We start from the raw sequence: 19,572 nt of genomic DNA, 5'->3' as shown, positions 1-19,572 counted from the left end.
TACGCAACGAACAAACAGGTCCTAGACCCCGCAATCGACCGGGCCATGGTTGAACCGAGATCCATCGTTGACCAGTGTTGGCCAGATGTTGTGAATTATCACGACTGCACCTTGCTGTGGCGACAGATATAGCGCACCCTTGGTGGCGGCCGTGTTCGTTGAGTTATGCCCGAAGTTGAGGGAGCCGCCGGATGGTCTCGTCCGCCATCACGCCCACCCGCACGATCGCCGTACTCATCGGAGTCGCAGTCATCGCTGTGGCTGGGTTCGCGGTCGTGAGATCGGGCATTTTCGAGCCGGACACGGTCCAAGGCGCGATCCCCGGTCCGGGTTCATCGTCACCCTCGGTTTCGGCCTCCGCGAGCCCGTCGGCCCCGCCGCCTCCGGCGGCATCCCCGTCGCCGACGACGCCGGAGCAGATCAAGGCGAAGAACATCGCTGACGCGAAGGCGCGGCTCGTGAAGTACTACGAGACGACGGCGCAGGTGGCGAACAACGGATACCGGGACTGGAACAAGAAGCTGGATCCGTTCTGGGGGCACCCAGATGTCTGGGGTCCGCTGTCGACGTCGTACGCGAACCTGGATGCAGAGGGGCAGTACACGACGGGCGCCGCAAGCGTGGAGTCGATGCGCGTCGTGAATTACGAACAATCAGCCGAGGAGGGGTTCGCCGAAGTTTCGATTGATGCATGCATTGACTTCAGTCAAGTGCGGAACTTCTCGAATGATGGAGAGGTCATCCCGCGACAAGCTGGGGCACCAACCAGGTATCAGTTCGAGTATGTGATGTCACACCCCGGTGCGAATCGCTTTTGGACCGTTTACGAGCAGGTTCCCCACCCGGAGCAGGCATGCTGACCGGTCGGCTTCGAACGATCTCTGCTGTCTTTGGGGCAGTAGTTCTGTCCATTACGCTCCTCGGAGCGCCTGCGGCCGCTGATGTGAACTGTGACCCCATCCTCAATCCCGACGGTACTTTCACTCTTCCGTGCGAGGAGGATGGTGAAAGTGGCGATCCTGGTGGCGGTGATGGGCCCGGTGACGGTGGTGTCCAGGAGTGCAACTACCTCGGCCGCGAGGTCCCGTGCTCGTCAAACTACGGCTCCTGGAACGGCCGCTGTTACGAACGGGTAATGAACCCTCAGCCCCCGAAAGATGCGCCACAGTGGCGGGGTAACGAGGATGGGGTGATCGTGGAGTGCACTCCATATCAGTGCGCGCAGCAAGGCGGGGATCTGGCGAACTGCCCGGGGTACACCATCTATTGGTCTCCGGACGCACCCGCTCCGGCGGGCCCTTCTCCTGAGGAACTCGCGCGCCGCGCCGTCGCCACAATGCAGCTCACCATGGGCGAGATCGGCTCCACCCCGCCGGCGTCCACCAAGGATCCGAGCGCCGTGGGCGCGATCGGGCTTCCGATCTGGTTGTGGATCGCGAACCGCGCGGAGAACACGATCGGCCCGATCGCCCGGGAGGCGAGCGATGGCGGCCTGACTGTCAGCGCGACTGGAACGCTCGACCGTGTCGAATGGACACTTACCAACGCGAATGGCATCACAGTTGGCGCCATTACTTGCGACGGAGCCAATGCTCCGGGTACGCCCTACGACGGCCGCAACAGTGCGGAGCCGTCGCCCACCTGCGGGTTCGGAGCAGACCTGAACAACTCTCCGGGCAACCTCACACTAACGGGCACGGCCTACTGGACCGTTGCGTGGCAGGGCGGCGGACAGACCGGTCAGATCGATGTTCCGGCACAGTCGAACAGTGCCCCGGTCAGGATCGGCGAACTGCAGGTCCTCGTCGAGCAGTAGCCGCCGTCGTCGTCGGGCTGAGCGCGCCACGAGCGCTCGAGCTCCATCCGGGCCCACGTGTCCGTGCGGCAATAGGCCCCGCCGCGATTTCGACCTGGGTGTGCCGAGTCCCACGATGCTTTCTACGCTCGGATGTCCGGGTGTGCTGAGCATGGAGGAGCTAGATGTCGTCATTGGCGGTGTTCTTGTTGGTCGTTGTGGGGCCGATCGTGGTGGGCGTGACAGCGATGGTTCCTTGTGGAGCTCGCAATCGCACTGGCACGCGGTGCCGGAATAAGCGTTCCGGGTTCATGGAGAGGTGCCAAAACCACAGCGGCCAAGGCGTTACGCCTTCTGATTGGTTTGGTGTTGCATCCGTCGCTGTCGGGATCGGCGTCCTCTTCACATGGCGTGCCCTGGACCCTGGCTCGTTTCCGGGGGTGCTCCTGCCGGGTGCGTTGTGAGTGTCAGTCGGCGTGAGGATCGAGTGCCAAAGCTGCCTTATGCCTCTCGCTCGCGACTTTCATCAACTGCTTGCGCCGTCGGTCGGCCTGATCGCCGTGTGTCTTTGTGGCGTGGCAGTTTGGGCATAGCGCGACCATGTTGGATGGGTGGTCGTCACCGCCGAGCGCGAGGTCTTGGACGTGGTCAACTTCGAGAAGGGCGCCACCCGTTCGAGCCTTGTCGGCGGCCATGCCCGTGCACCACGAGCTTTCGCACTGATCCCCTGCCCGAGCGAGCACCGCCCGCCGGGCCGAGAGGCGCCGGGCTTGATCCTGGCGGATGCGGTTCTTGACGCGTCTTGCAGGCGGGCGCATCTCCAGTCTCCGAACGAGCTCGGAGTAGGAAGGATTGGCTTGAGCCTCCGGTCCGACCAACTGGTCCATGTCATCAGCGAAATCTGGGGCGACATCATCTGCGAAGTCACCTGGCAACGTCGACTGTGGACCGTCGACGGTGCTGAGCATCCATACAACTTCCCGTCGGCCCTTCTTGTCAGACCCTTGTCCCCAGCCCCAATGACGGTCAACGACCACGCACCACATTTCAAAGGTGAAGACCCCGCCGCGAGGCCTATGCCAGAACCGGACCGCAGTACGGTTGAGGCGCGCACTCTCCAGCCGCTTGTTTCCAGGTGACGCCAGCGTCTGATGGCCCTTGAGGCCGTCTCCTCGGTAGCCAAAGGCCGAATCGCGGGTTGGCGGATCGTCGGCATAAGCCCCCTTCTCATCTGCGAAACAGTTGACGACTGAGTCCCCAGGGAATCTCACGATTCCCGAAACGAGATCGCCACCGTAGAGCTTCTTGATGGCTGTGCGATCGGGGTGGCTCTCGCCGAGCTGCGGAGGTGAATACGCGGCGTACGAGAGCATCTGAAGCCCATGCTCGAGGAGGACCAACTCAGCATGACGCCGATGTGCCTCGGTCGTGAGGTTGAGCGGGTCCAGCCCGATTGCGGCCGCCGCTGATTGCGCGGGAATGAGCTCCTTCCCGAACTGCACGAGGAACGTTGACGAGCCGTCCGCTGCGTACTTGGCGACGAATCGGCTGAGACCGATCTGCGCGACTTCATCAAAAACGCGCTGAGCTTGTGGAGACACTGATGACGCCGGCTCGGTCATGTCACCGTCCTGGGGAGGGGTTGCATATACGCAACATGCCAGGTCGGAGGCTACGTCCGATGCAAGGGATGCGGCGTGGCGCCCAAGGTGGCCCTCGGCTAATGGCCTGAGATGAGACTCTCGTCCGAAAGATCACCCGCCGCCGGCGCCAGTTCTGATCCTTTCGCCCGTTAGCATCCCCTGAGCTCGCCTGCGCTGCGTTGCGCGGCGTTATCGGAGGACACCCATGAAGCTTCGCGAGGCATTCGCGCGCCCGAACCCAAGTGTGGTCCGAGGGAGCAGGGCAGCGGCGCGGGCCGCGTCATTGACTGTGACGACGCTCGTGGGCTCGACCCTTGTTGCGTCCGGTGCCGCCGCCATGGCAGTCGGCCCCACTGTGAGTACACAGGCCGCGGAGCAAATCTCAAGCAGCCTCCTTGCCGCGGCCGCTGAACTTCCGGGTGCAGCGACCGACGTCGCATTCACCGACGGCGTGGTGTTCGTCCAGGTATCCGACAACGCGATCTATTGGCGCAACCAAACCGGCGGTGAATGGTCCAGGACCTGGGGCGGAACCGAGCTCACGGGTGAGCTCGTCGCGGCCGAGGCCGACGTCGTGCAGATTGATCAGGGCGAGACGGACTTGCTGGTTTGGACGCGCGGCGGCGGCGGGAGCCGCCCTGTCCCGAGCGACACGATCCTGGGACACGGTGCTCAGTACGTCGGATTCCTGGACCCAGTGAACGGTCCCACGGTTCAGACAGTGACGTCGGACCAGGTCATGCCGGCCATCCAGCTTGGCCCGGCCGAAGGGAACGACGGCATGGCAATTTCCGGTGCCGATCTCGTCACGATGACGGACGGAGGCGTGCAGTTCACCGACATCTCCACCGGCACCGTCGTTGCCCGAGTGGCGACTTGCGGCAGTTCCGGGACAACGACCAACATCCTTGGCGACACTCGAAGTCGATTTGCGTTCGCTTCCTGCAACAGCAGTCCGCCAACCGTCGTGGACGGCGACCGGATCTACGTCAGGACCGGACTGGGCACAACCTTGAAAGCCGACTTCCTCGGTGGTGAGGGCTTCGTTCTCGGCACGCTGCGTAGCGCCGAGGAGTTAACCGTGCTCTCGGCATTCGGGGGAGCGGCAGGCAGCCTGGGCCAAGTGACGTCGTTCGACCTGGATGACGACGCCACTGCTGTGGCGTTCGTCGATGCGGCCGGAGACGTGCGGAGCGCTGACCTCCACGAATGGACCATCGATCGAGCGACCGAGATTCACGACGAAACTTCGCCCGTGTCGCTCAACGTGACCGTCGACGGGACGTGGACGGCGGCGGGCTCGGGGGTGTCCGTCAGTCGGAACTACCGCGTGCAGGGCGCGGCCGTCGACTCCGGCACGATACCTTTCCGCGCGATTGGGATTGCCACTCAGGAACTCCGGTACCGGCAGAAGCTCTTCGGATCCAGCACGTACGGCGACTACGTCCAAGTTGGGGCTGAGTCGGCGGTCGTCACGAGCGCCCCGCCAGGGTCACGCCGGTGCTGGTCGGTGCGGGCGACGGACATGGCCGGAAACGAGAGCGGTTGGTCAGCTACCGAAAAGTGTGTGGCGATCGACGGCACCAAGCCCACGGCATCGGTGGCCGCCGCGCCCTCGGCAGTGAAGGCCACCGCCACCGCAACGCCCGTGACCTTCAAGTACTCCGCGACCGACAACGGCGCGGTCGCGAGCTACGACATCCGCTATCACAAGGATCCGAATGGCGGATCGATCGGGCCGTGGGTGTATCCCTCGACAGGCCAGGGCATCACGGCGAAGTCGTTCACGGTCGGCACTGGTAAGTCGTACCGGGTGTGCTTCTCGGTCCGAGCGCGCGACGCCGCGGGGAACCTCTCGGCGTGGACCGGCTCGCGCTGCACCTATGTGGACGGCACGGGACCGAAGATTACGAGCGCTGCGTTGGACCGGTGGTTGCCGTCAACCTATGACTACGCATGGAGTCCGACCTTCCGGTACGCGGCTCAGGACGACCGCGGCGTCGCTGCGTACCAGCTCCAGACGCGGTTTGCGCAGGACGCGGGGATGCTATCGACCGATGCGCCACTCTGGGCGTGGGGTGAAAACAAGGGCACCTCGCTCGATATGGGGCTCGATCCGAGTGAGCAGGGCTGTGCGCGGGTCCGGGCCAAGGACGCGGTCGGCAACGTCGGCGCCTGGTCTTCATGGCGCTGTAGCAACGCGCCATTCCTGCACTGGAATCTTACGCACGGTGGAAACCTGACGACCCTTGTGCAGTCCGGACTGTCGACAGTGACCGAGGATCGAGTCGCTGTACGGACGGTCCGCTTTCGGTACAACGCGGGGCCATCCTCTGGCTCTATGAAGGTGTACATCGGCGACAGGTACATGGGCAGCGTCAACGCGAGGTCGTCGACCAGCACCGTCAGGACCGCGCAGTTCTCGCTACCAAGCGTCGCGATCGCGAAGGTGCGGTTCGTGAGCTCGTCGTCGTCCCCGGTGCGACTGCGGGAGTTGTACTTCGTGCGCTGAGCGGTGCTCGGCGTGGGTTGAGCCTGTTGATACCAGTGGCGACAGGCTCAACCCCCACCTCCGCGGGCAAGATAGATTCCATGGCGACCACAGGAAGCATCATCCGCGGCATTGGCCAAGTGGCGCTCGGCGCCTTCCTCCTGACCGCAGGCATCGGTCACCTCACACGGTCGCGAAAGGAGTTCCAGGCGCAGGTCCCGACCTGGGTGCCCGTCGATCCCGACGTCGTCGTCGTGGGATCAGGCATCGTCGAGATCAGCCTGGGCGCCGCACTCGTCGCCACCTGGAAGCAGCCTGCCCGACGTCGGGTGGGTGCGCTCGCTGCAGCGTTCTTCGTCGCGATCTTTCCCGGGAACGTTGCCCAGCTCGTGGAGCACCGGGATGCGTTCGGACTGGACACCGACCGCAAGCGTGCATTGCGACTCTTGGGTCAGCCTGTTCTCGTCGCGTGGGCGCTGGCATCTACACGGGGACGCCCCACCAGTAGCTGACTGGCGCACGATGCCGACAACGGCCGGCCCTCACACCTCGGCGAACATCCCCAGCTCGCTCGCGAACTCCATCAGTTCGAAGGTCGACCCGGTGACCATCGTCGCGCCCGCGGAGCGCGCGGCTTCGGCGAACTGGGCGACGTTCCCGTAAAGCACGAACGGAGTGCCTGGGTCCGTGGCGCGGACGTTCGCGAGGAGGCGCAGGCCGGCGTCGGGTACCTCGACGTCGGACTCACGGCGGCCCATGTCCGAGATGATCAGGCCATACCGGCGCCCCTCGAGAAGGCGCATCGCCTCGCTGGTCGAGCGCGCGATCTTGACGTCTGCGCCGTCACGTCGCCATGAGTCGGCCAGGACTGCGTTGTTCTCGGGGTGGTCGTCAACCCAGAGGATCGAACGCGGCGTCGGTCGGCTCGTCGTCGGCAGTCCACCGGGCACTGTGTGTGGGTAACCAGGTCCAGTCGACTGCTCGGGCTCGCGGCGTTCGTCGTTGGGCTCACGTTCTTCCAGCCCGGCTCCACCGGGGGTCTCGATCGGCCGGGGCCAGTCGTTGTCGCCACGCCGTTCGGCGTACTCGTAGGGCGGCAGCACGGCAGCATGCTCGCGGTAGCTCGCACCGGGCACGACCTCGTCCAGCCGGTGCTTCAGCGAGGCCACCTCGCGCTGCAGGTCGGTGATCATGTCGGACTGCTGGTCCGTCGCCTGCTTGAAGTTGAGCCGCTGTCCGCCGATCTCGAGCGTCACATCGTCGGAGTTTCTCAGCTTCGACAGGAGCTGCCGCCCGAAGACCAGCAGCACGACGATCACGAGCAGGGGCCACAAGAGGCTGGCGATAGCGCTGATCAGGTCGGCCACGGGGCAAACGTACCGGTCAGGGGATGATGGACCGAGCAACATCGACCAGCGGAGGTGCCACCAGTGACCGAGCCTCTCGATCGTGTCCGCGAGATCTGCCTCGCGCTGCCTGAGGTGACCGAGAAGCTGAGCCACGGCGCACCCACGTGGTTCGTGAAGAAGACCTTCGTGAGCTTCTCCGACCACGCGCACGGCGGCCCGCTCGCGATCTGGTGCGCGGCCGAGGCCGGCGCGCAGGAGGAGGCGGTCGAGAAGGAGCCGGACCGTTTCTACCGTCCGCCATACGTCGGGGTACGCGGATGGCTGGGCGTACGGCTCGACGTCGACGTCGACTGGGACGAGATCGCCGCCATCATCGAGGAGGCGTACCGGCAGGTCGCGCCGAAGCGGCTGCTGGTTGAGCTCGACGAGCGGTAGACCGCGAGGGGGCCCAGCGCATGAGTCCGAACACCGCGGGGCTCTCGACAGGCTCGACCCACGGAGACTCGACCCGCGGTGGTCCGAGCAGCGAAGGCCCGACCACCGGGAGGGTCACCCCTCCAGCAGTCCCCGAATATCGTCGGCCCCCAGTGCCCCCGCGAACGCCCCGGCATCATCGCTCAGCACCGCATCAAAGAGCCGGGCCTTGCGCTCCTTGAGCGCCATCACCTTCTCCTCGATGGTGTTCTCCGAGACCATGCGGAACACCATCACGTTCCGTGTCTGCCCGATGCGGTGGGTCCGGTCGATGGCCTGCGCCTCGGTGGCCGGGTTCCACCAGGGGTCGAGCAGGTAGACGTAGTCGGCCTCGGTGAGGTTGAGCCCGAACCCGCCCGCCTTGAGGCTGATCAGGAACACCGGCGCTGCCCCGTCCTTGAACCGGCCGATCACCTCGGCCCGCCGCCGGGTGGACCCATCGAGGTACTCATAAGGAATCCCCAGCTCCGCGCACACCTCGGCCGCCTTGGCCAGGAACGACGTGAACTGCGAGAACACCAGCGCGCGGTGCCCCTCGGCCGCCACCTCCGCCAGCTGCTCGGCGAGCAGGCCCAGCTTGGCCGACGGCACGCCCTCGTACTCCGGATCCACTAGGGAGGCGTCCAGCGCCATCCGCCGCAGGGTGGTCAGCGCGCGGAATACCGCCACCCGGTTCTCGTCGAAGCTGTCCAGCAGCCCCAGCAGGCGGGACCGCTCCCGCTGCAGGTGCGTGTCGTAGATCCGGCGGTGCCTGGCGTCCAGGGTTACGCGGAGCACCTGCTCCTGCCGCTCGGGCAGCTCCGGCGCCACCTGGTCCTTGGTCCGACGCAGCAGCAACGGCCGGATCCGACGGCGGAGCCGCGCCAGCAGCTGCGTCGAGTCGCCCTCGCCCGAGACCGGCTTGACGTAGTCCTCCCGGAACTTGGCCCCCGACCCGTACAGCCCCGGCGCGACGATCGCGAGCATCGCCCACAGCTCCATGAGGTTGTTCTCCATGGGCGTGCCCGTGATCGCCAGCTTGAACGGCGCCCTCAGCCGGCGGGCGGACTCGTTGGCGCGCGTCTGGTGGTTCTTCGCGAACTGCGCCTCGTCCAGGATCAGGCCGCTCCACTCGCCGCCGGCGAACGCGTCGAAGTCCAGCCGGAAGATCGCGTACGACGTCACGACGACGTCCGCCCCGGCCGTCACCCGCGCGACCGTCGTTCTCGCCTTACGCGCGGTGGTCGGCAGTGTCACCACCTTCAGGTCCTGGGTGAACCGCGCAGCCTCCGCGGCCCAGTTGCTCACCACCGAGGCGGGCGCGATCACCAGGAACGGCGGCCGGCCGCCGCCCCCACCTCGCGAAGTGTCCTCGCTTCGCCGCGGTACTTCGTCCTCACCCGACGAAGTGTCCCGCGGCACTTCGCGAGGACCCCGAGCACCGGCTTCGCCGTCGCGCAACTCCTGCCGGGCCTGGGCGATGAAGGCGAGGGTCTGGACGGTCTTGCCCAGCCCCATGTCGTCGGCGAGGATTCCGCCCAGCCCGTGCCGCCACAGGAAGGTCAGCCATTCGAACCCGCGCTGCTGGTACGGCCGCAGCTCGGCCTTCAGTCCGAGCGGCGGCGGCACCGGCTCCGGCCCGTCGACGCCGTCCGCGGTCAGCGCGACCAGGTCGCTCACGGAGCGCCGCCACCGGTCGGACTGCTCGACGATGTCGGCCACGTCCTCCAGCTCTGCCCACAGGCCGGCGTTGAACCGGCTGATCCGCAGCTTGCCCGGCTGGTCCGACAGCCGCTGCGCCTCCTCGATCAGGCCCCGGAGCTGCGCGAACACGGGCAGGTCGGTGCGCAGCCAGGTGCCGTCGGTGAGCATGAACCGCTTCTGGTTCCGGGCGAGGGCGTCGAACAACGACCCGAACGGGATCTCGCGCCCGTTGACCGTCACGGTGACACCCAGCTCGAACCAGTCCATGTCGCCGCTGTCGGTGGCGCGCATGCTGACCACCGGCGTGGCCTCGAGCCCTTGGTACTCCGGCAGGCGATCGCTCTCGACGCGGACGTCCGGCAGCTTCCTGAGCACGGGCAGCGCCATGGTCGCGAAGTCCATCGCCTGCAGCCCGCGGAACACCTCGGGCGCAACCCGGAAGTGGCCGAAGCCCGGCACCTCGCGCACCGCGGTGACCGCCCGGCCCAGGGTCGCGGCCTCCGCCGCGAGATCGCGCAGGTCCGCGCCCGGCTCCATGGCCGTCGTCAGCGGGTATTCCTTGTCCGACGGCGGGTAGGCCCACCGCCACGTCACGTTGATCTCCGACGCCGAGACCGCCTCGACGGATGCGACGAGCTCCGGCCTGGGCAGCTCGGGCAGCTCGACGCCGGCCTCGGCGTGGACCCGCACCTCGCGGCGGAGCAGCGGGAGGTAGTCCGCGAGGAACTCGTCGACCGCGTCGGCCGGGATGGCGACGTCGGCCAGCTGCGCGGCCGCGCGCTCCTGATCGGTGAGCAGTGCCGCCGTCGGGCCGAGGACGATGGTGCGGCCCGAGGGCGACTCCTCGATCGCGAACAGGCCGTGGTAGCCGAGCGGCCCGACGGACGCCGCGGTGGTGACCGCGCCGTCGAAGGCGACGGTCCGCTCGAGGCGCGCGCCGCCGTCGGGCAGGGAGAGGTCCAGGGCGATGGACGCTTCCCGGGTGAGGCGCAGTGACTCCCGCTTGGACTTGCCGACGAGCTCGATGCCGAGGCCCGCGGCGTCGGCGAGGTGGTGCCAGAACGGGCGGGCGAGCACGTCGTCCAGGCTGATCCAGTCGCCCGTGCTGAGGTACCCGTAGCCGCGCGGGCTCGTGGCACGCAGGGCGTCGAGCGTGGTGAACCATTCCCGGACCGCGGGGTCGATGCCGCGGAGGAACCCGTTGCGGATGTAGTTCCAGGACGCTGTGCCGCCGACCCACGCTCCGCGGTCGTTGCGCTGGACCGGCCGCATCGACAGGGACAGGGTGTGTGCCGAGGCCGTGCCGTCGACCCGGAACTGCAGGGCCAGCTCGGGCTCGGTGTCCGCGGCCGACGGGGCCGCGGCCGGGGTCGTCGGCACGAGCTGCTGCACTGCCGCCTTCCACTCCGGGACCTGCGGTGCTCGCTTCAGCGACGACGCGGGCCGGACCATCGAGGCGAGCCCGTCCGACCCGGCCTCGATGAGCGTCGCCGCCACGTGCTTGCAGGCGGACCCGACCGGGCACGTGCAGTCCGAGCCGACGACAACGGGCGGCCCGGCCTTGTCGGCCCTGAACTCGATGGAGCACGAATAGGTGCTGCGACCGCTGCCGCGCACCCACGAGATGAGCAGCAGGTCGTCCGGCAGCCACTCCCACGAGATGACCCGGCCCTGCTGCTGGTAGTCCTCGCCGCGCTGGAACGCGCCACTGCCAACAAGGAGCTTGATGGCCGCGGGGTGGATGCGCGGGGCGGGGATCGGCGTGGGCACCCGTCCATGGTTCCACGCCCTCGAGGCGGGTCCGCAGAGTTATCCACAGCGCGCCGCTGATCGGGGAGTGTCGGTGGTCTCTGGGAGAGTGTCCGCATGAAAACCCTGCCCGACGCCGGCCGCCGGCCTGCCGCGCTCAGCATCCTCGCTCTCGCCCTCGCGGCGTGGATGTCGGTGCCGATGCGCCTGCTGATCCCTGGCAACGAGCTGGACCTCGGCTTCACCATGAACAACGCGGTCTTCGTGGTGGAGAACGCGGCGATGGTAGGAACCGTCGTGCTGGCGGTGGGGTCGGCCGCGCTCCGGGCCGGGCGGCTCCTCGTCGCGTCGGCCGTTGTGGTCGGCGTGCACCTGCTGTTCCAGGTCGGCACGGCAGTGGTGCAGCTCGTGCTCGGCGCCCGGCCCGACCTGATCCTCGGCACCCTCGCCGAGATCCTGGTGCTGGTAGTCGTGGCAGCGGGTGTGCTGCTGGCCCTGCTCCTGCGCGATCCGCGGTCGGCGCGCCGCACCGGCCTGATCGTGGCCCTGGTCGGGGCGGTTGTCCACATCCTGTGGACGAGCGTGCTACTACCGCTTGTCTCGATGTTGTCCTACGGGGACCTCCTGCCCGGAATCGTCGGGTCCCTGCTCCTGAGCACGCTGCTGGGCCTGCTCGGCGTGGCAGCGGCCGCGCTGTGCGGGTGGGCGTCACCTGTGGCGCGGCGGATCGGCGCGGTGCTGGCCGCTGTCGTCGGGGCGTTCGGAATCCTTGCGGCGGCCGGTTCGATCGGCCCGCTCGGCGGCGCGTACGCAGCGGTGCAGGTCCTGGAGGGGCTGCTGGTGCTGAGCGCCGTGGTGTTCGCGGTCGTCGCGGGCCGACGACTGGCGACGGCGGCCACCCCGCCCGATGCGGTGGCCGCCGAGGTGTGACCGGCCTTACTTCGCGGTGCTGGCCCGGATCTCTTCCAGTGCTACGACCTCGAGGATCTGCTTGACGATGATCGGGCCGACCGACTCCCAGGAGAGCATCTCGGCGATCACCATGTAGGACAGGTCGTCCCCGGTGAAACAGCCGCCGCGGTGCAGGGCGTTGAGCAGTCGGTGCTTGGGCCAAGTAAGCTCGTCGAGGCGCTCTACCCGCCGCACTGCGGGGAAGAGTCGGCCGACGGGCAGGGGCTTGAGCCTGGTTACGGCGGCGTCAGCGAGGCGTGCCACGCCGACATCGGTCTTGCTGTCGACCTGACCGACGTACCAAGCGTCGTCTTCGGCCATGACCTCGCGGAACCAGGGGAACACCTCACCCCAGGTGGGCGTAGGGGTGACGGGGGGTGCGTCGGACATGATCCTCCAGTCCCTGTAGTTAAGTTGTCTCAATCCTTGCACCGTTTCGCCTGCAAAAGGGACACGATCGGGTCTAGAGACCGGACCTCATCCATAACTTCACCCGTCCTGCATTTGCCTAGCCAGCGTTGCTGTGCGAGTGCCCAGTAGGCCGAAAACGATAGCGACGGCGACGTACCCGAGGGAGAGGGCGACGAAGAGCCCGGGCGACCACCCGGCGTCGGGCACGAGGAAGGCGGCGAGGGCCGCCGCGCCCACAAAAGCGGCGTTGTACAGGACGTCGTAGAAGGCGAACGCACGGCCGCGGTAGGCGTCCTCGGAGTCGCGCTGCACGATCGTGTCGACGGCGATCTTCGCGCCCTGCGCCGCGAGGCCGAGCAGCGCGGCGGCGGTGACCACGGAGGCGAGGCCCGGCTCGGGAACCAGGATCAGCTGCGACACCCCCGCCACCAGCAGCATCACGGCGATCCAGGACTGCGGGGCCATGCGCCGCGCGAGCACCGCGGTGAGCAGGATCGCGAGCAGGCCGCCGACGCCGGTCGCGCCGATCACCGTGGCGAAGGTCGCGAGGCCGGCGGTGGAGTCGCCTGGCTCCGCCAGGAGGTTGCGCGACATCAGGATGGACGCGATGAACACCACCCCGTACAGGAAGCGGTGCAGAGTCATCACCAGCAACGCCTGACCGGGGGTGCGGCGGGCGGCGAGGTAGCGGGCGCCGTCGACCAGGCCGCGGACCACCACCACCATCTCGTTGCGGATCCGGCCGACGGCGGGCTGCAGCGGGCCGAGCAGCGTGCGCGACATCCGCAGCCCGAGCAGCGACGCGCAGCCCATGACTACGCACGCGCAGGCCAGCGCCGTCGCGTCGTGGACCCGGCCGGCCGGCATCGCGAAGCTGAGCAGGAAGCTCAGGCCGCCCCCGAGGAACGCCGCGCCCGCGCCGAGCGTCGGCGTGAGGGCGTTGGCCGTGAGCAGCAGGTCGCCCTGGACCACGCGCGGCAGACCCGCCGAGAGACCAGCGAGCAGGAACCGGTTGACGCTCAGCGCCGCGAGCCCGAGCACGTAGATCGCGGGAGTGACGCCCTGGGTGAGCATGAGCACCGCCATCGTGCCGGTGATCAGCACGCGCACGGCGTTGCCGAAGACCAGGACCTGGCGCCGCTGCCACCGGTCGAGGAACACGCCCGCGAACGGCCCCACCAGCGTGAACGGTGCCAGCATCACCGCGAACGCGCCGGCGATCGCCACGGCTGACCCCTGCGACTCCGGGCTGAAGAACAACAGGTTGGCGAGGCCCACCTGGAACATGCCGTCGCCGGCCTGGGAGACCAGGCGAACCGCGAACAGCTTGCGGAACCCCGGGAGGCGCAGCAGAGCGCGTAGCTCGGCAAGGACGGTCACTTGTTCACAGTAGTTGTCCCGCCCCACCCCGGGGCGGGACGACGACGGGCGGTGGCGACGACGGGCCGGCAACGGCCGAGTTCACCCAGGCGCCACGCCGCCGCCATCTCCGGGCAGCCTGGCCGCCACCAGGTCAGGCAAGCGTGCGCAGCGTGTCCCCCAACCGCCGCCACGCGGCATTCATCGCTTCCGGCGCCGCCCTCGCACTGGGGCTGAGCGCATTCCCGGCATTCGCCGCACCGCGGGTTGAGCCTGCGAGGGTCCCGACGAGCACGTTCGGGATCTCGACGGGCTCGACCAGCAGTTCGGGTTCGACCAACGGCTCCGGCTCGACCAGCATTCTCGGCTCGGCGACCAGCGCCTTCGCCTCGACCAGCGCACGCGAGACCTTCCACCGCCTCGCCACCTACCCCGTCTTCCAGAACGCTCCCGCGGGCACCGACCCCGCCGAGGCGACGGTCGCCGAGATCTCCGCCGTCAGCGGGGACGGCAACACCCTCGTCCACACCGACGCCGCAGCGCGCCGCATCGGGTTCGTCGACATCAGCGACCCCGCAGCGCCCGAGGGCCTCGGCACCCTGTCGCTCGCAGAGCTCGGCTCGGAGCACGACGAGCCGACGTCGGTCGCCGTCGTCGGCGGCTACGTGCTCGTCGTGGTCGACAGCTCGACGTCGTTCGCCGCGCCGTCGGGCCGCCTCGACGTCGTCGACCTCGCCACCCGCACCCGCGTGCGCTCGATCGACCTGGGGGGCCAGCCCGACTCGATCGCCGTCACGCACGACGGCGCCCACGCCGTGATCGCGATGGAGAACCAGCGCGACGAAGACGCGCTGCCCGATACCGGCGAGGGCGAGGAGGGCGACCTGCCCCAGGCGCCCGCCGGGTTCCTGCAGTTCGTCGACCTCCCGGGCGCCAACCCCGAGGCCTGGCGGGCCCGCCCGGTCACGCTCGACCAGGTGGCGCTCGCGGCCGCCGGCCTGGACACCCCGCAGGACCCGGAGCCCGAGTACGTGGCGATCAACCCGTCCGACACCAAGGTCGCGGTGACGCTCCAGGAGAACAACGGCATCGCCGTGCTCGACGTCGTGTCCGGCGAGCTCGAGAACGTGTTCACCGCGGGTGAGGTCGCGCTGGACGGCGTGGACGCCGACGACGACGGCACGATCGACCAGACCGGTTCCGTCGAGGCGGCCCCGCGCGAGCCCGATGCGATCAGCTGGGTCGACGACGAGCACGTCGCCACCGCGAACGAGGGCGACTGGAAGGGCGGCACGCGCGGCTGGTCGGTCTTCGACGCGACGACGGGTGACGTCGTCTGGGACGCCGGTGCCGAGCTCGAGGAGCTCGCCGTGCGCGTCGGCCTGCACAACGAGGACCGCGCCGGAAAGAAGGGCGTGGAGATCGAGGGCCTCACGGTCGCGACGCTCGACGGCGTCCGCTACGCGTTCGTCGGCTCCGAGCGGTCCAACTTCGTGGCCGTGTACGACGTGTCCCGCGCGTCGCGGCCGCGGTTCGTGCAGGTCCTGGCCACGACGAACGGCCCGGAGGGGCTCCTGACGGTCCCGTCGCGCAACCTGCTCGTCGTCTCCTCCGAGGAGGACTCGGCAGGGGACGGCGTCCGCGCTTCGGTGTCCGTGTTCGGCAAGGGGCACCGGTACGCCCGGGAGGCCGAGCTGTCTGCCGCGGCTCCGCGGGGCTCGCAAGCACACTCGTCAGTCGCGGCCTTCCCGTCGATCGTCTCCGCCGACGCCGAGACGTCCGAGGGAGCCGAGAAGCCGATCGGCTGGACGGCGCTCGGCGCGCTCTCGGCCGACCCGGGCAAGCGGGACCGCCTGTGGACGGTGACCGACGCCGCGAAGTCGCCGACGTCGATCCTCTCCGTCTCGACCGCCGGCCAGCGCGGCACGAAGGGCGGCCCCGCGGTGATCGACCGCGAGATCGTCGTCACCCAGGACGGGGAGCCCGTCGGCCTGGACGCCGAGGGCATCTGGGCGCGGCCGTCGGTCCGGGGCAAGGCGGGCGGGTTCTGGCTCGGCGTCGAGGGCTCGACCGGCCCGGAGAACGCGCTGGTGCGTGTGTCGCCGTCGGGCAGCGTGCAGGAGCGCGTCAGCCTGCCCGACGACGTCGCCGCGGGCCTCGGGAAGTGGGGCGTCGAGGGCGTGGCCGGGACCGTGGACGGCGCGGGCGAGCACCTCTTTGTCGCGCTCCAGCGCGGCCTGACCAGCGACGACGGTGTGGGCGGCTACGCCCGCATCGGGCGGTACGACGTCGCGACCGGCGAGTGGACGTGGTTCGGCTACCCGCTGTCCGAGCCGACCGCCGACGGCGACTGGGTGGGCCTGTCCGAGGTGACGGTCGTGGACCGGGACACGCTTGCCGTGATCGAGCGGGACAAGCTCAACGGCCCGGCGGCGGCGCTCAAGGCCGTCTACACGGTGGACCTGCCCGAGCGTGACCCGCGCCCGGGGACGGCCCCGGTGCTGCGCAAGCGGCTCGCGATCGACGTCCTGCCCGCGCTGCGCGCGACCAACGGCTGGACGCAGGAGAAGCTCGAGGGCCTCACGATCGGCGGCGACGGCCGCGTGTACGCGGTGACCGACAACGACGGCGTGCAGGACGCGACCGGCGAGACGGTCTTCCTCGACCTGGGCAAGGCGCGCACGCTGTTCCGCTGAGCGAGGGCTCAGCGTCTCGCGGTAACCACAGGTCTGCGGGATAGGTTGCGCTGAGTAGACAAGGTCTACTCAGCGCAACCCACCCCGCGGTTGTGCAGTCGCCCCCTGGCGCCGTCGGGTCAGACTCTATGGGTATCGCCTGAGCCTGCGGTTCCGCTCCGGGCGCGTGCCTCGTTCCTCGGCCCGCACCCTGCGCTGCACCTCCGGCTCAGCCGAGGGCGCCCACGTGGATCGCCAGTGCTCCGTAGGCCGGGATCGACGCCGTGAACCAGCCGTTGCCGTCGACGGTTCGTGTCACCGAGCAGTTCGAGGACGCGACGACGTCGCAGTACGTGCCCGCGGGGAGCGACGTCTGGAACGAGCGCTGCACCGTCGACGCCGTGTTGTTCAGCACCACGTACCCCCGGTTGCCTCGGCCGTAGGTGATGAGGTTGCCGCCGTCGTCCCACCAGTTCGTGACCTCCGTGCCGGACACCGCGTTGTGGAAGCCGACCATGCCGCGGATCTCCGTCCAGCGCTGCGTGCAGGTCCACTGCCCGGCGCCGCAAGTGGCGTCGGGGACTGTCGTCTCGGTGGCGCCGGGCGCGCCGGCGTCGTTGTTGGAGAACTCGTAGCCCGAGTACACGGTGGGCGACCCGTACGGCCACGACAGCAGGAACGTGTTGGCCAGCACGTACTTGGCGCCCCACTTGTAGTTCATCGTCTCGCCGTTGCGCTCGGTGTCGTGGTTGTCCACGAACACGCCCGCCCGGTTGTAGGGCAGCTTGCCGTCGCCGATGAACCGCAGGTTCTTGATCTGGCCGTCGAAGTCGGACTTGAGCTGCCGCGCGTAGTTGAACTCGTGCGAGTCGCCGCTGCCCAAGTACTCGGACGGCTGGATGGGCTCGCCCCCGGAGCCGATCACCTCGTGCACCCAGAACACGTTCGGGTTGCTCATCTGCGCCTTGATCGCCTCGAGGTCCGACGCCGGGATGTGCTTCGAGGCGTCGATCCGGAACCCGTCGACGCCGAGCGAGACCAGGTCGTCCAGGTAGTCGGCGATGCGGCCGCGCACGTAGCCGGAGCCGGTACGGAGGTCCTGGAGCGAGACCAGGCGGCAGTTCTGCACCTCGTACCGGTTGGTGTAGTCCGAGATGTTGGTGCGGCAGTCGTTGAAGTCCGCCGCGCTGTACGTGCCGGGGAACGAGTCCTGGCCATAGGTGCTGCCCGCGACGCCCGTGCCGGAGCCCGCTGCCATGTGGTTGACGACGGCGTCCGCGATCACGCCCACGCCGGCGGCGTCGCAGGTGGCGACCATGTTCGCGAACTCCGCCCGGGTGCCCAGCTTGGACTCGATCTGATAGCTCACGGGCTGGTACGACGTCCACCACTGCGTACCGCGGACGTGCTCCATCGGCGGGGAGACCTGCACATAGCCGAACCCCGCGGGGCCGACGACGTTGGTGCACTCCGCGGCCACGGAGTCCCAGGTCCACTGGAACATGTTCAGGATGACGTCCCCGTCGCCGTGCACCGGGGTCGCGGCCCTGGCCGGTTCGGCGGCGGGCGTGGCGGCGGTCGCGACCAGACCCAGGGTGAGTGCGGTGGCGAACGTCGTGAGGGTGGCGAGCAGGCGTCTGGGCACGTTCGGATGGCGCGTCATGGCGGCTCCTTGCGGCGTAGTCCCGGGCTGAGGCGCGTGCGGCATTGCACAGCCATTTCCGGATCTTGCTGCAAGCCTTGCAGAAACGTACGACGACACGCCAGAGGCCCGGGTGAAAACCCGGGCCTCTGGCGTGTCGGGGTTCAGTCCTCGCTGGGCATGAGGATCCAGAACGCGATGTAGGCGAGGACCTGCGGTCCGGGAATGAAGATCGAGGCGACGGCGAGGACCCGGACCAGAATCGGGTCCCAGCCGAATCGGCGGGCGATGCCGGCGCAGACACCGGCGATCATGCGGCCCTGGCGCGGGCGGGAGAGTGTCTGTGTGCTCATGTCATCGACGCTACGGTCGCCGGGAGCCGGTGAGTATCCGGTGATCCCCCGGACCGGCCCTGATCCGGTCCTGGGAATCGCCAGGGTGAGGTGCGGGCCGTGCGGCGCCGGCCCGTGGGTCGGTCAGGCTTCCTGGCGCTCGTTCGGGATGGCGACCCAGCCGATGAGATAGGCCAGAACCTGCGGACCTGGGATGAAGATCGAGGCGACGGCGACCACCCGGACGATCGTCGGGTTCCAGCCGAATCGGCGGGCGATGCCGGCGCAGACACCGGCGATCATGCGGCCCTGGCGCGGACGGGAGAGTGTCTGTGTGCTCATGCACTAGACAGTATTTCCGTCGCGGACCGGCAGCCATCCGGTAAACCCCCGGTCGGGCCCTGATCCTGCCTCCGGGACGTCCAGGACAGGTGACTGCCGAATAGCCGGGAGAGAACCCGGGTGAACTTTGCCAGAATGGTCCGCCGGCGTATTCGGTGCCTCCTAATCTTGGTCCGCTCGTACGACGACCGGAGGCCGCTGTGGTTGCAGTTCCATCCCTTTCCGCGCGGCTCCGGGGCAGGGTGATCCGCGTCGGCGGGGCGCTCGCGGGTGGCGCGCTTGTCGCGTCCTCGGTGCTGGTGCCGGCCGCCCCGGCGGACACGGCGGTGCAGGTGGTGCTCGTCAAGAAGGGCGAGAGCCCGCTGATGAGCGGTTACGGCCGGGCGGCATACCGGCGCTGAGCACGCTGCCGACAGTTCTTCGAACGACCACAGACATAGGGAGCGACATGATCTGGACCTTGCTGGTGCTGGCCGCGGTGTTTGAAGTGATCTTCGGCCTGTACCTCTGGCGCAAGCACACGGCGCAGGCGGAGCTGCTGGAGGCCACGGACTCCGAGCAGGCTGCGACCATCCGCCGGAACGCAAGGATGGTCGGGTTGCTGCTGTGCACGTCGCCGATTCTGCTCGCGATCGCGGGATGGCTGGCGGTCGGCCCGCCCGACTTCACCTGGTGA

General features: G+C 68.5%; 17 protein-coding genes. 9 read left to right on the top strand and 8 right to left on the bottom strand.

Going from position 1 to position 19,572, the window contains the following annotated elements; all coding sequences use genetic code 11:
- The first annotated feature begins 191 nt into the window (after positions 1-191).
- Complete coding sequence (locus C8K30_RS30270) at positions 192-860, top strand: hypothetical protein (RefSeq protein ID WP_146197408.1); 669 nt, start codon at positions 192-194, stop codon at positions 858-860.
- 488 nt (positions 861-1,348) lie between these two features.
- Positions 1,349-1,816: a hypothetical protein gene (locus C8K30_RS09975; protein ID WP_146197407.1), complete on the top strand. Its 468-nt coding sequence runs from the start codon at positions 1,349-1,351 to the stop codon at positions 1,814-1,816.
- A gap of 446 nt (positions 1,817-2,262) precedes the next feature.
- Here C8K30_RS09975 and C8K30_RS09970 read toward each other — a convergent pair whose 3' ends face one another.
- Positions 2,263-3,417: an HNH endonuclease gene (locus C8K30_RS09970; RefSeq protein ID WP_108492750.1), complete on the bottom strand. Its 1,155-nt coding sequence runs from the start codon at positions 3,415-3,417 to the stop codon at positions 2,263-2,265.
- Between the two features lie 226 nt (positions 3,418-3,643).
- Between C8K30_RS09970 and C8K30_RS09965 the strand changes: the two genes are divergently transcribed.
- Positions 3,644-5,950: a hypothetical protein gene (locus C8K30_RS09965; protein ID WP_146197406.1), complete on the top strand. Its 2,307-nt coding sequence runs from the start codon at positions 3,644-3,646 to the stop codon at positions 5,948-5,950.
- 80 nt (positions 5,951-6,030) lie between these two features.
- Entirely contained in the window at positions 6,031-6,441 is a 411-nt protein-coding gene (locus tag C8K30_RS09960) for a hypothetical protein (RefSeq protein WP_108492748.1), read from the top strand.
- Positions 6,442-6,471: 30 nt separating this feature from the next.
- Here the strand turns inward: C8K30_RS09960 and C8K30_RS09955 are convergent, their stop codons facing one another.
- Entirely contained in the window at positions 6,472-7,296 is an 825-nt protein-coding gene (locus C8K30_RS09955; RefSeq protein WP_158280973.1) for a hypothetical protein, read from the bottom strand.
- 63 nt (positions 7,297-7,359) lie between these two features.
- Between C8K30_RS09955 and C8K30_RS09950 the strand changes: the two genes are divergently transcribed.
- Positions 7,360-7,713, top strand: a complete 354-nt coding sequence (locus C8K30_RS09950; protein ID WP_108492746.1) for an MmcQ/YjbR family DNA-binding protein — start codon at positions 7,360-7,362, stop codon at positions 7,711-7,713.
- Positions 7,714-7,827: 114 nt separating this feature from the next.
- On the opposite strand, the gene C8K30_RS09945 is transcribed toward C8K30_RS09950, so the two are convergent.
- Complete coding sequence (locus C8K30_RS09945) at positions 7,828-11,205, bottom strand: DEAD/DEAH box helicase (protein ID WP_233257093.1); 3,378 nt, start codon at positions 11,203-11,205, stop codon at positions 7,828-7,830.
- A 96-nt stretch (positions 11,206-11,301) separates the two neighbouring features.
- Here C8K30_RS09945 and C8K30_RS09935 point away from each other — a divergent pair, with 96 nt between their 5' ends.
- Positions 11,302-12,114, top strand: coding sequence for a hypothetical protein (locus tag C8K30_RS09935; RefSeq protein ID WP_108492745.1), 813 nt, complete (start codon positions 11,302-11,304; stop codon positions 12,112-12,114).
- A 6-nt stretch (positions 12,115-12,120) separates the two neighbouring features.
- Here C8K30_RS09935 and C8K30_RS09930 read toward each other — a convergent pair whose 3' ends face one another.
- Both C8K30_RS09930 and C8K30_RS09925 read right to left on the bottom strand, forming a co-directional pair.
- Positions 12,121-12,525: a hypothetical protein gene (locus C8K30_RS09930; protein WP_108492744.1), complete on the bottom strand. Its 405-nt coding sequence runs from the start codon at positions 12,523-12,525 to the stop codon at positions 12,121-12,123.
- Between the two features lie 99 nt (positions 12,526-12,624).
- Entirely contained in the window at positions 12,625-13,926 is a 1,302-nt protein-coding gene (locus C8K30_RS09925; protein WP_108492743.1) for an MFS transporter, read from the bottom strand.
- 152 nt (positions 13,927-14,078) lie between these two features.
- Between C8K30_RS09925 and C8K30_RS09920 the strand changes: the two genes are divergently transcribed.
- Positions 14,079-16,601, top strand: a complete 2,523-nt coding sequence (locus C8K30_RS09920) for an esterase-like activity of phytase family protein (protein ID WP_233257092.1) — start codon at positions 14,079-14,081, stop codon at positions 16,599-16,601.
- A 208-nt stretch (positions 16,602-16,809) separates the two neighbouring features.
- Here C8K30_RS09920 and C8K30_RS09915 read toward each other — a convergent pair whose 3' ends face one another.
- From C8K30_RS09915 to C8K30_RS09905, 3 genes are all read right to left on the bottom strand, one after another.
- Complete coding sequence (locus C8K30_RS09915; RefSeq protein WP_108492741.1) at positions 16,810-18,243, bottom strand: alpha-amylase family protein; 1,434 nt, start codon at positions 18,241-18,243, stop codon at positions 16,810-16,812.
- A gap of 143 nt (positions 18,244-18,386) precedes the next feature.
- Positions 18,387-18,575, bottom strand: coding sequence for a PspC domain-containing protein (locus tag C8K30_RS09910; protein ID WP_108492740.1), 189 nt, complete (start codon positions 18,573-18,575; stop codon positions 18,387-18,389).
- Positions 18,576-18,698: 123 nt separating this feature from the next.
- A complete protein-coding gene (locus C8K30_RS09905) occupies positions 18,699-18,896 on the bottom strand; it encodes a PspC domain-containing protein (protein WP_108492739.1) in 198 nt (65 codons plus the stop codon).
- Between the two features lie 200 nt (positions 18,897-19,096).
- Here C8K30_RS09905 and C8K30_RS30265 point away from each other — a divergent pair, with 200 nt between their 5' ends.
- A complete protein-coding gene (locus C8K30_RS30265; protein WP_132234659.1) occupies positions 19,097-19,297 on the top strand; it encodes a hypothetical protein in 201 nt (66 codons plus the stop codon).
- Between the two features lie 47 nt (positions 19,298-19,344).
- Complete coding sequence (locus tag C8K30_RS09900) at positions 19,345-19,572, top strand: hypothetical protein (RefSeq protein WP_108492738.1); 228 nt, start codon at positions 19,345-19,347, stop codon at positions 19,570-19,572.

The sequence above is a fragment of the Promicromonospora sp. AC04 genome, assembly GCF_003058225.1.
GTDB lineage: Bacteria > Actinomycetota > Actinomycetes > Actinomycetales > Cellulomonadaceae > Promicromonospora.
This window is presented reverse-complemented; position numbering and strand designations above follow the sequence as displayed.

What these genes read in the sequence shown, in the direction of transcription:
- C8K30_RS09910 (WP_108492740.1), bottom strand. Translation starts at nt 18,575, where the DNA reads ATGAGCACACAGACACTCTCCCGCCCGCGCCAGGGCCGCATGATCGCC.
- C8K30_RS09900 (WP_108492738.1), top strand. Translation starts at nt 19,345, where the DNA reads ATGATCTGGACCTTGCTGGTGCTGGCCGCGGTGTTTGAAGTGATCTTC.
- C8K30_RS09965 (WP_146197406.1), top strand. Translation starts at nt 3,644, where the DNA reads ATGAAGCTTCGCGAGGCATTCGCGCGCCCGAACCCAAGTGTGGTCCGA.
- C8K30_RS09905 (WP_108492739.1), bottom strand. Translation starts at nt 18,896, where the DNA reads ATGAGCACACAGACACTCTCCCGTCCGCGCCAGGGCCGCATGATCGCC.
- C8K30_RS09915 (WP_108492741.1), bottom strand. Translation starts at nt 18,243, where the DNA reads ATGACGCGCCATCCGAACGTGCCCAGACGCCTGCTCGCCACCCTCACG.
- C8K30_RS09935 (WP_108492745.1), top strand. Translation starts at nt 11,302, where the DNA reads ATGAAAACCCTGCCCGACGCCGGCCGCCGGCCTGCCGCGCTCAGCATC.
- C8K30_RS30270 (WP_146197408.1), top strand. Translation starts at nt 192, where the DNA reads ATGGTCTCGTCCGCCATCACGCCCACCCGCACGATCGCCGTACTCATC.
- C8K30_RS09960 (WP_108492748.1), top strand. Translation starts at nt 6,031, where the DNA reads ATGGCGACCACAGGAAGCATCATCCGCGGCATTGGCCAAGTGGCGCTC.
- C8K30_RS09975 (WP_146197407.1), top strand. Translation starts at nt 1,349, where the DNA reads ATGGGCGAGATCGGCTCCACCCCGCCGGCGTCCACCAAGGATCCGAGC.
- C8K30_RS09970 (WP_108492750.1), bottom strand. Translation starts at nt 3,417, where the DNA reads ATGACCGAGCCGGCGTCATCAGTGTCTCCACAAGCTCAGCGCGTTTTT.
- C8K30_RS09930 (WP_108492744.1), bottom strand. Translation starts at nt 12,525, where the DNA reads ATGTCCGACGCACCCCCCGTCACCCCTACGCCCACCTGGGGTGAGGTG.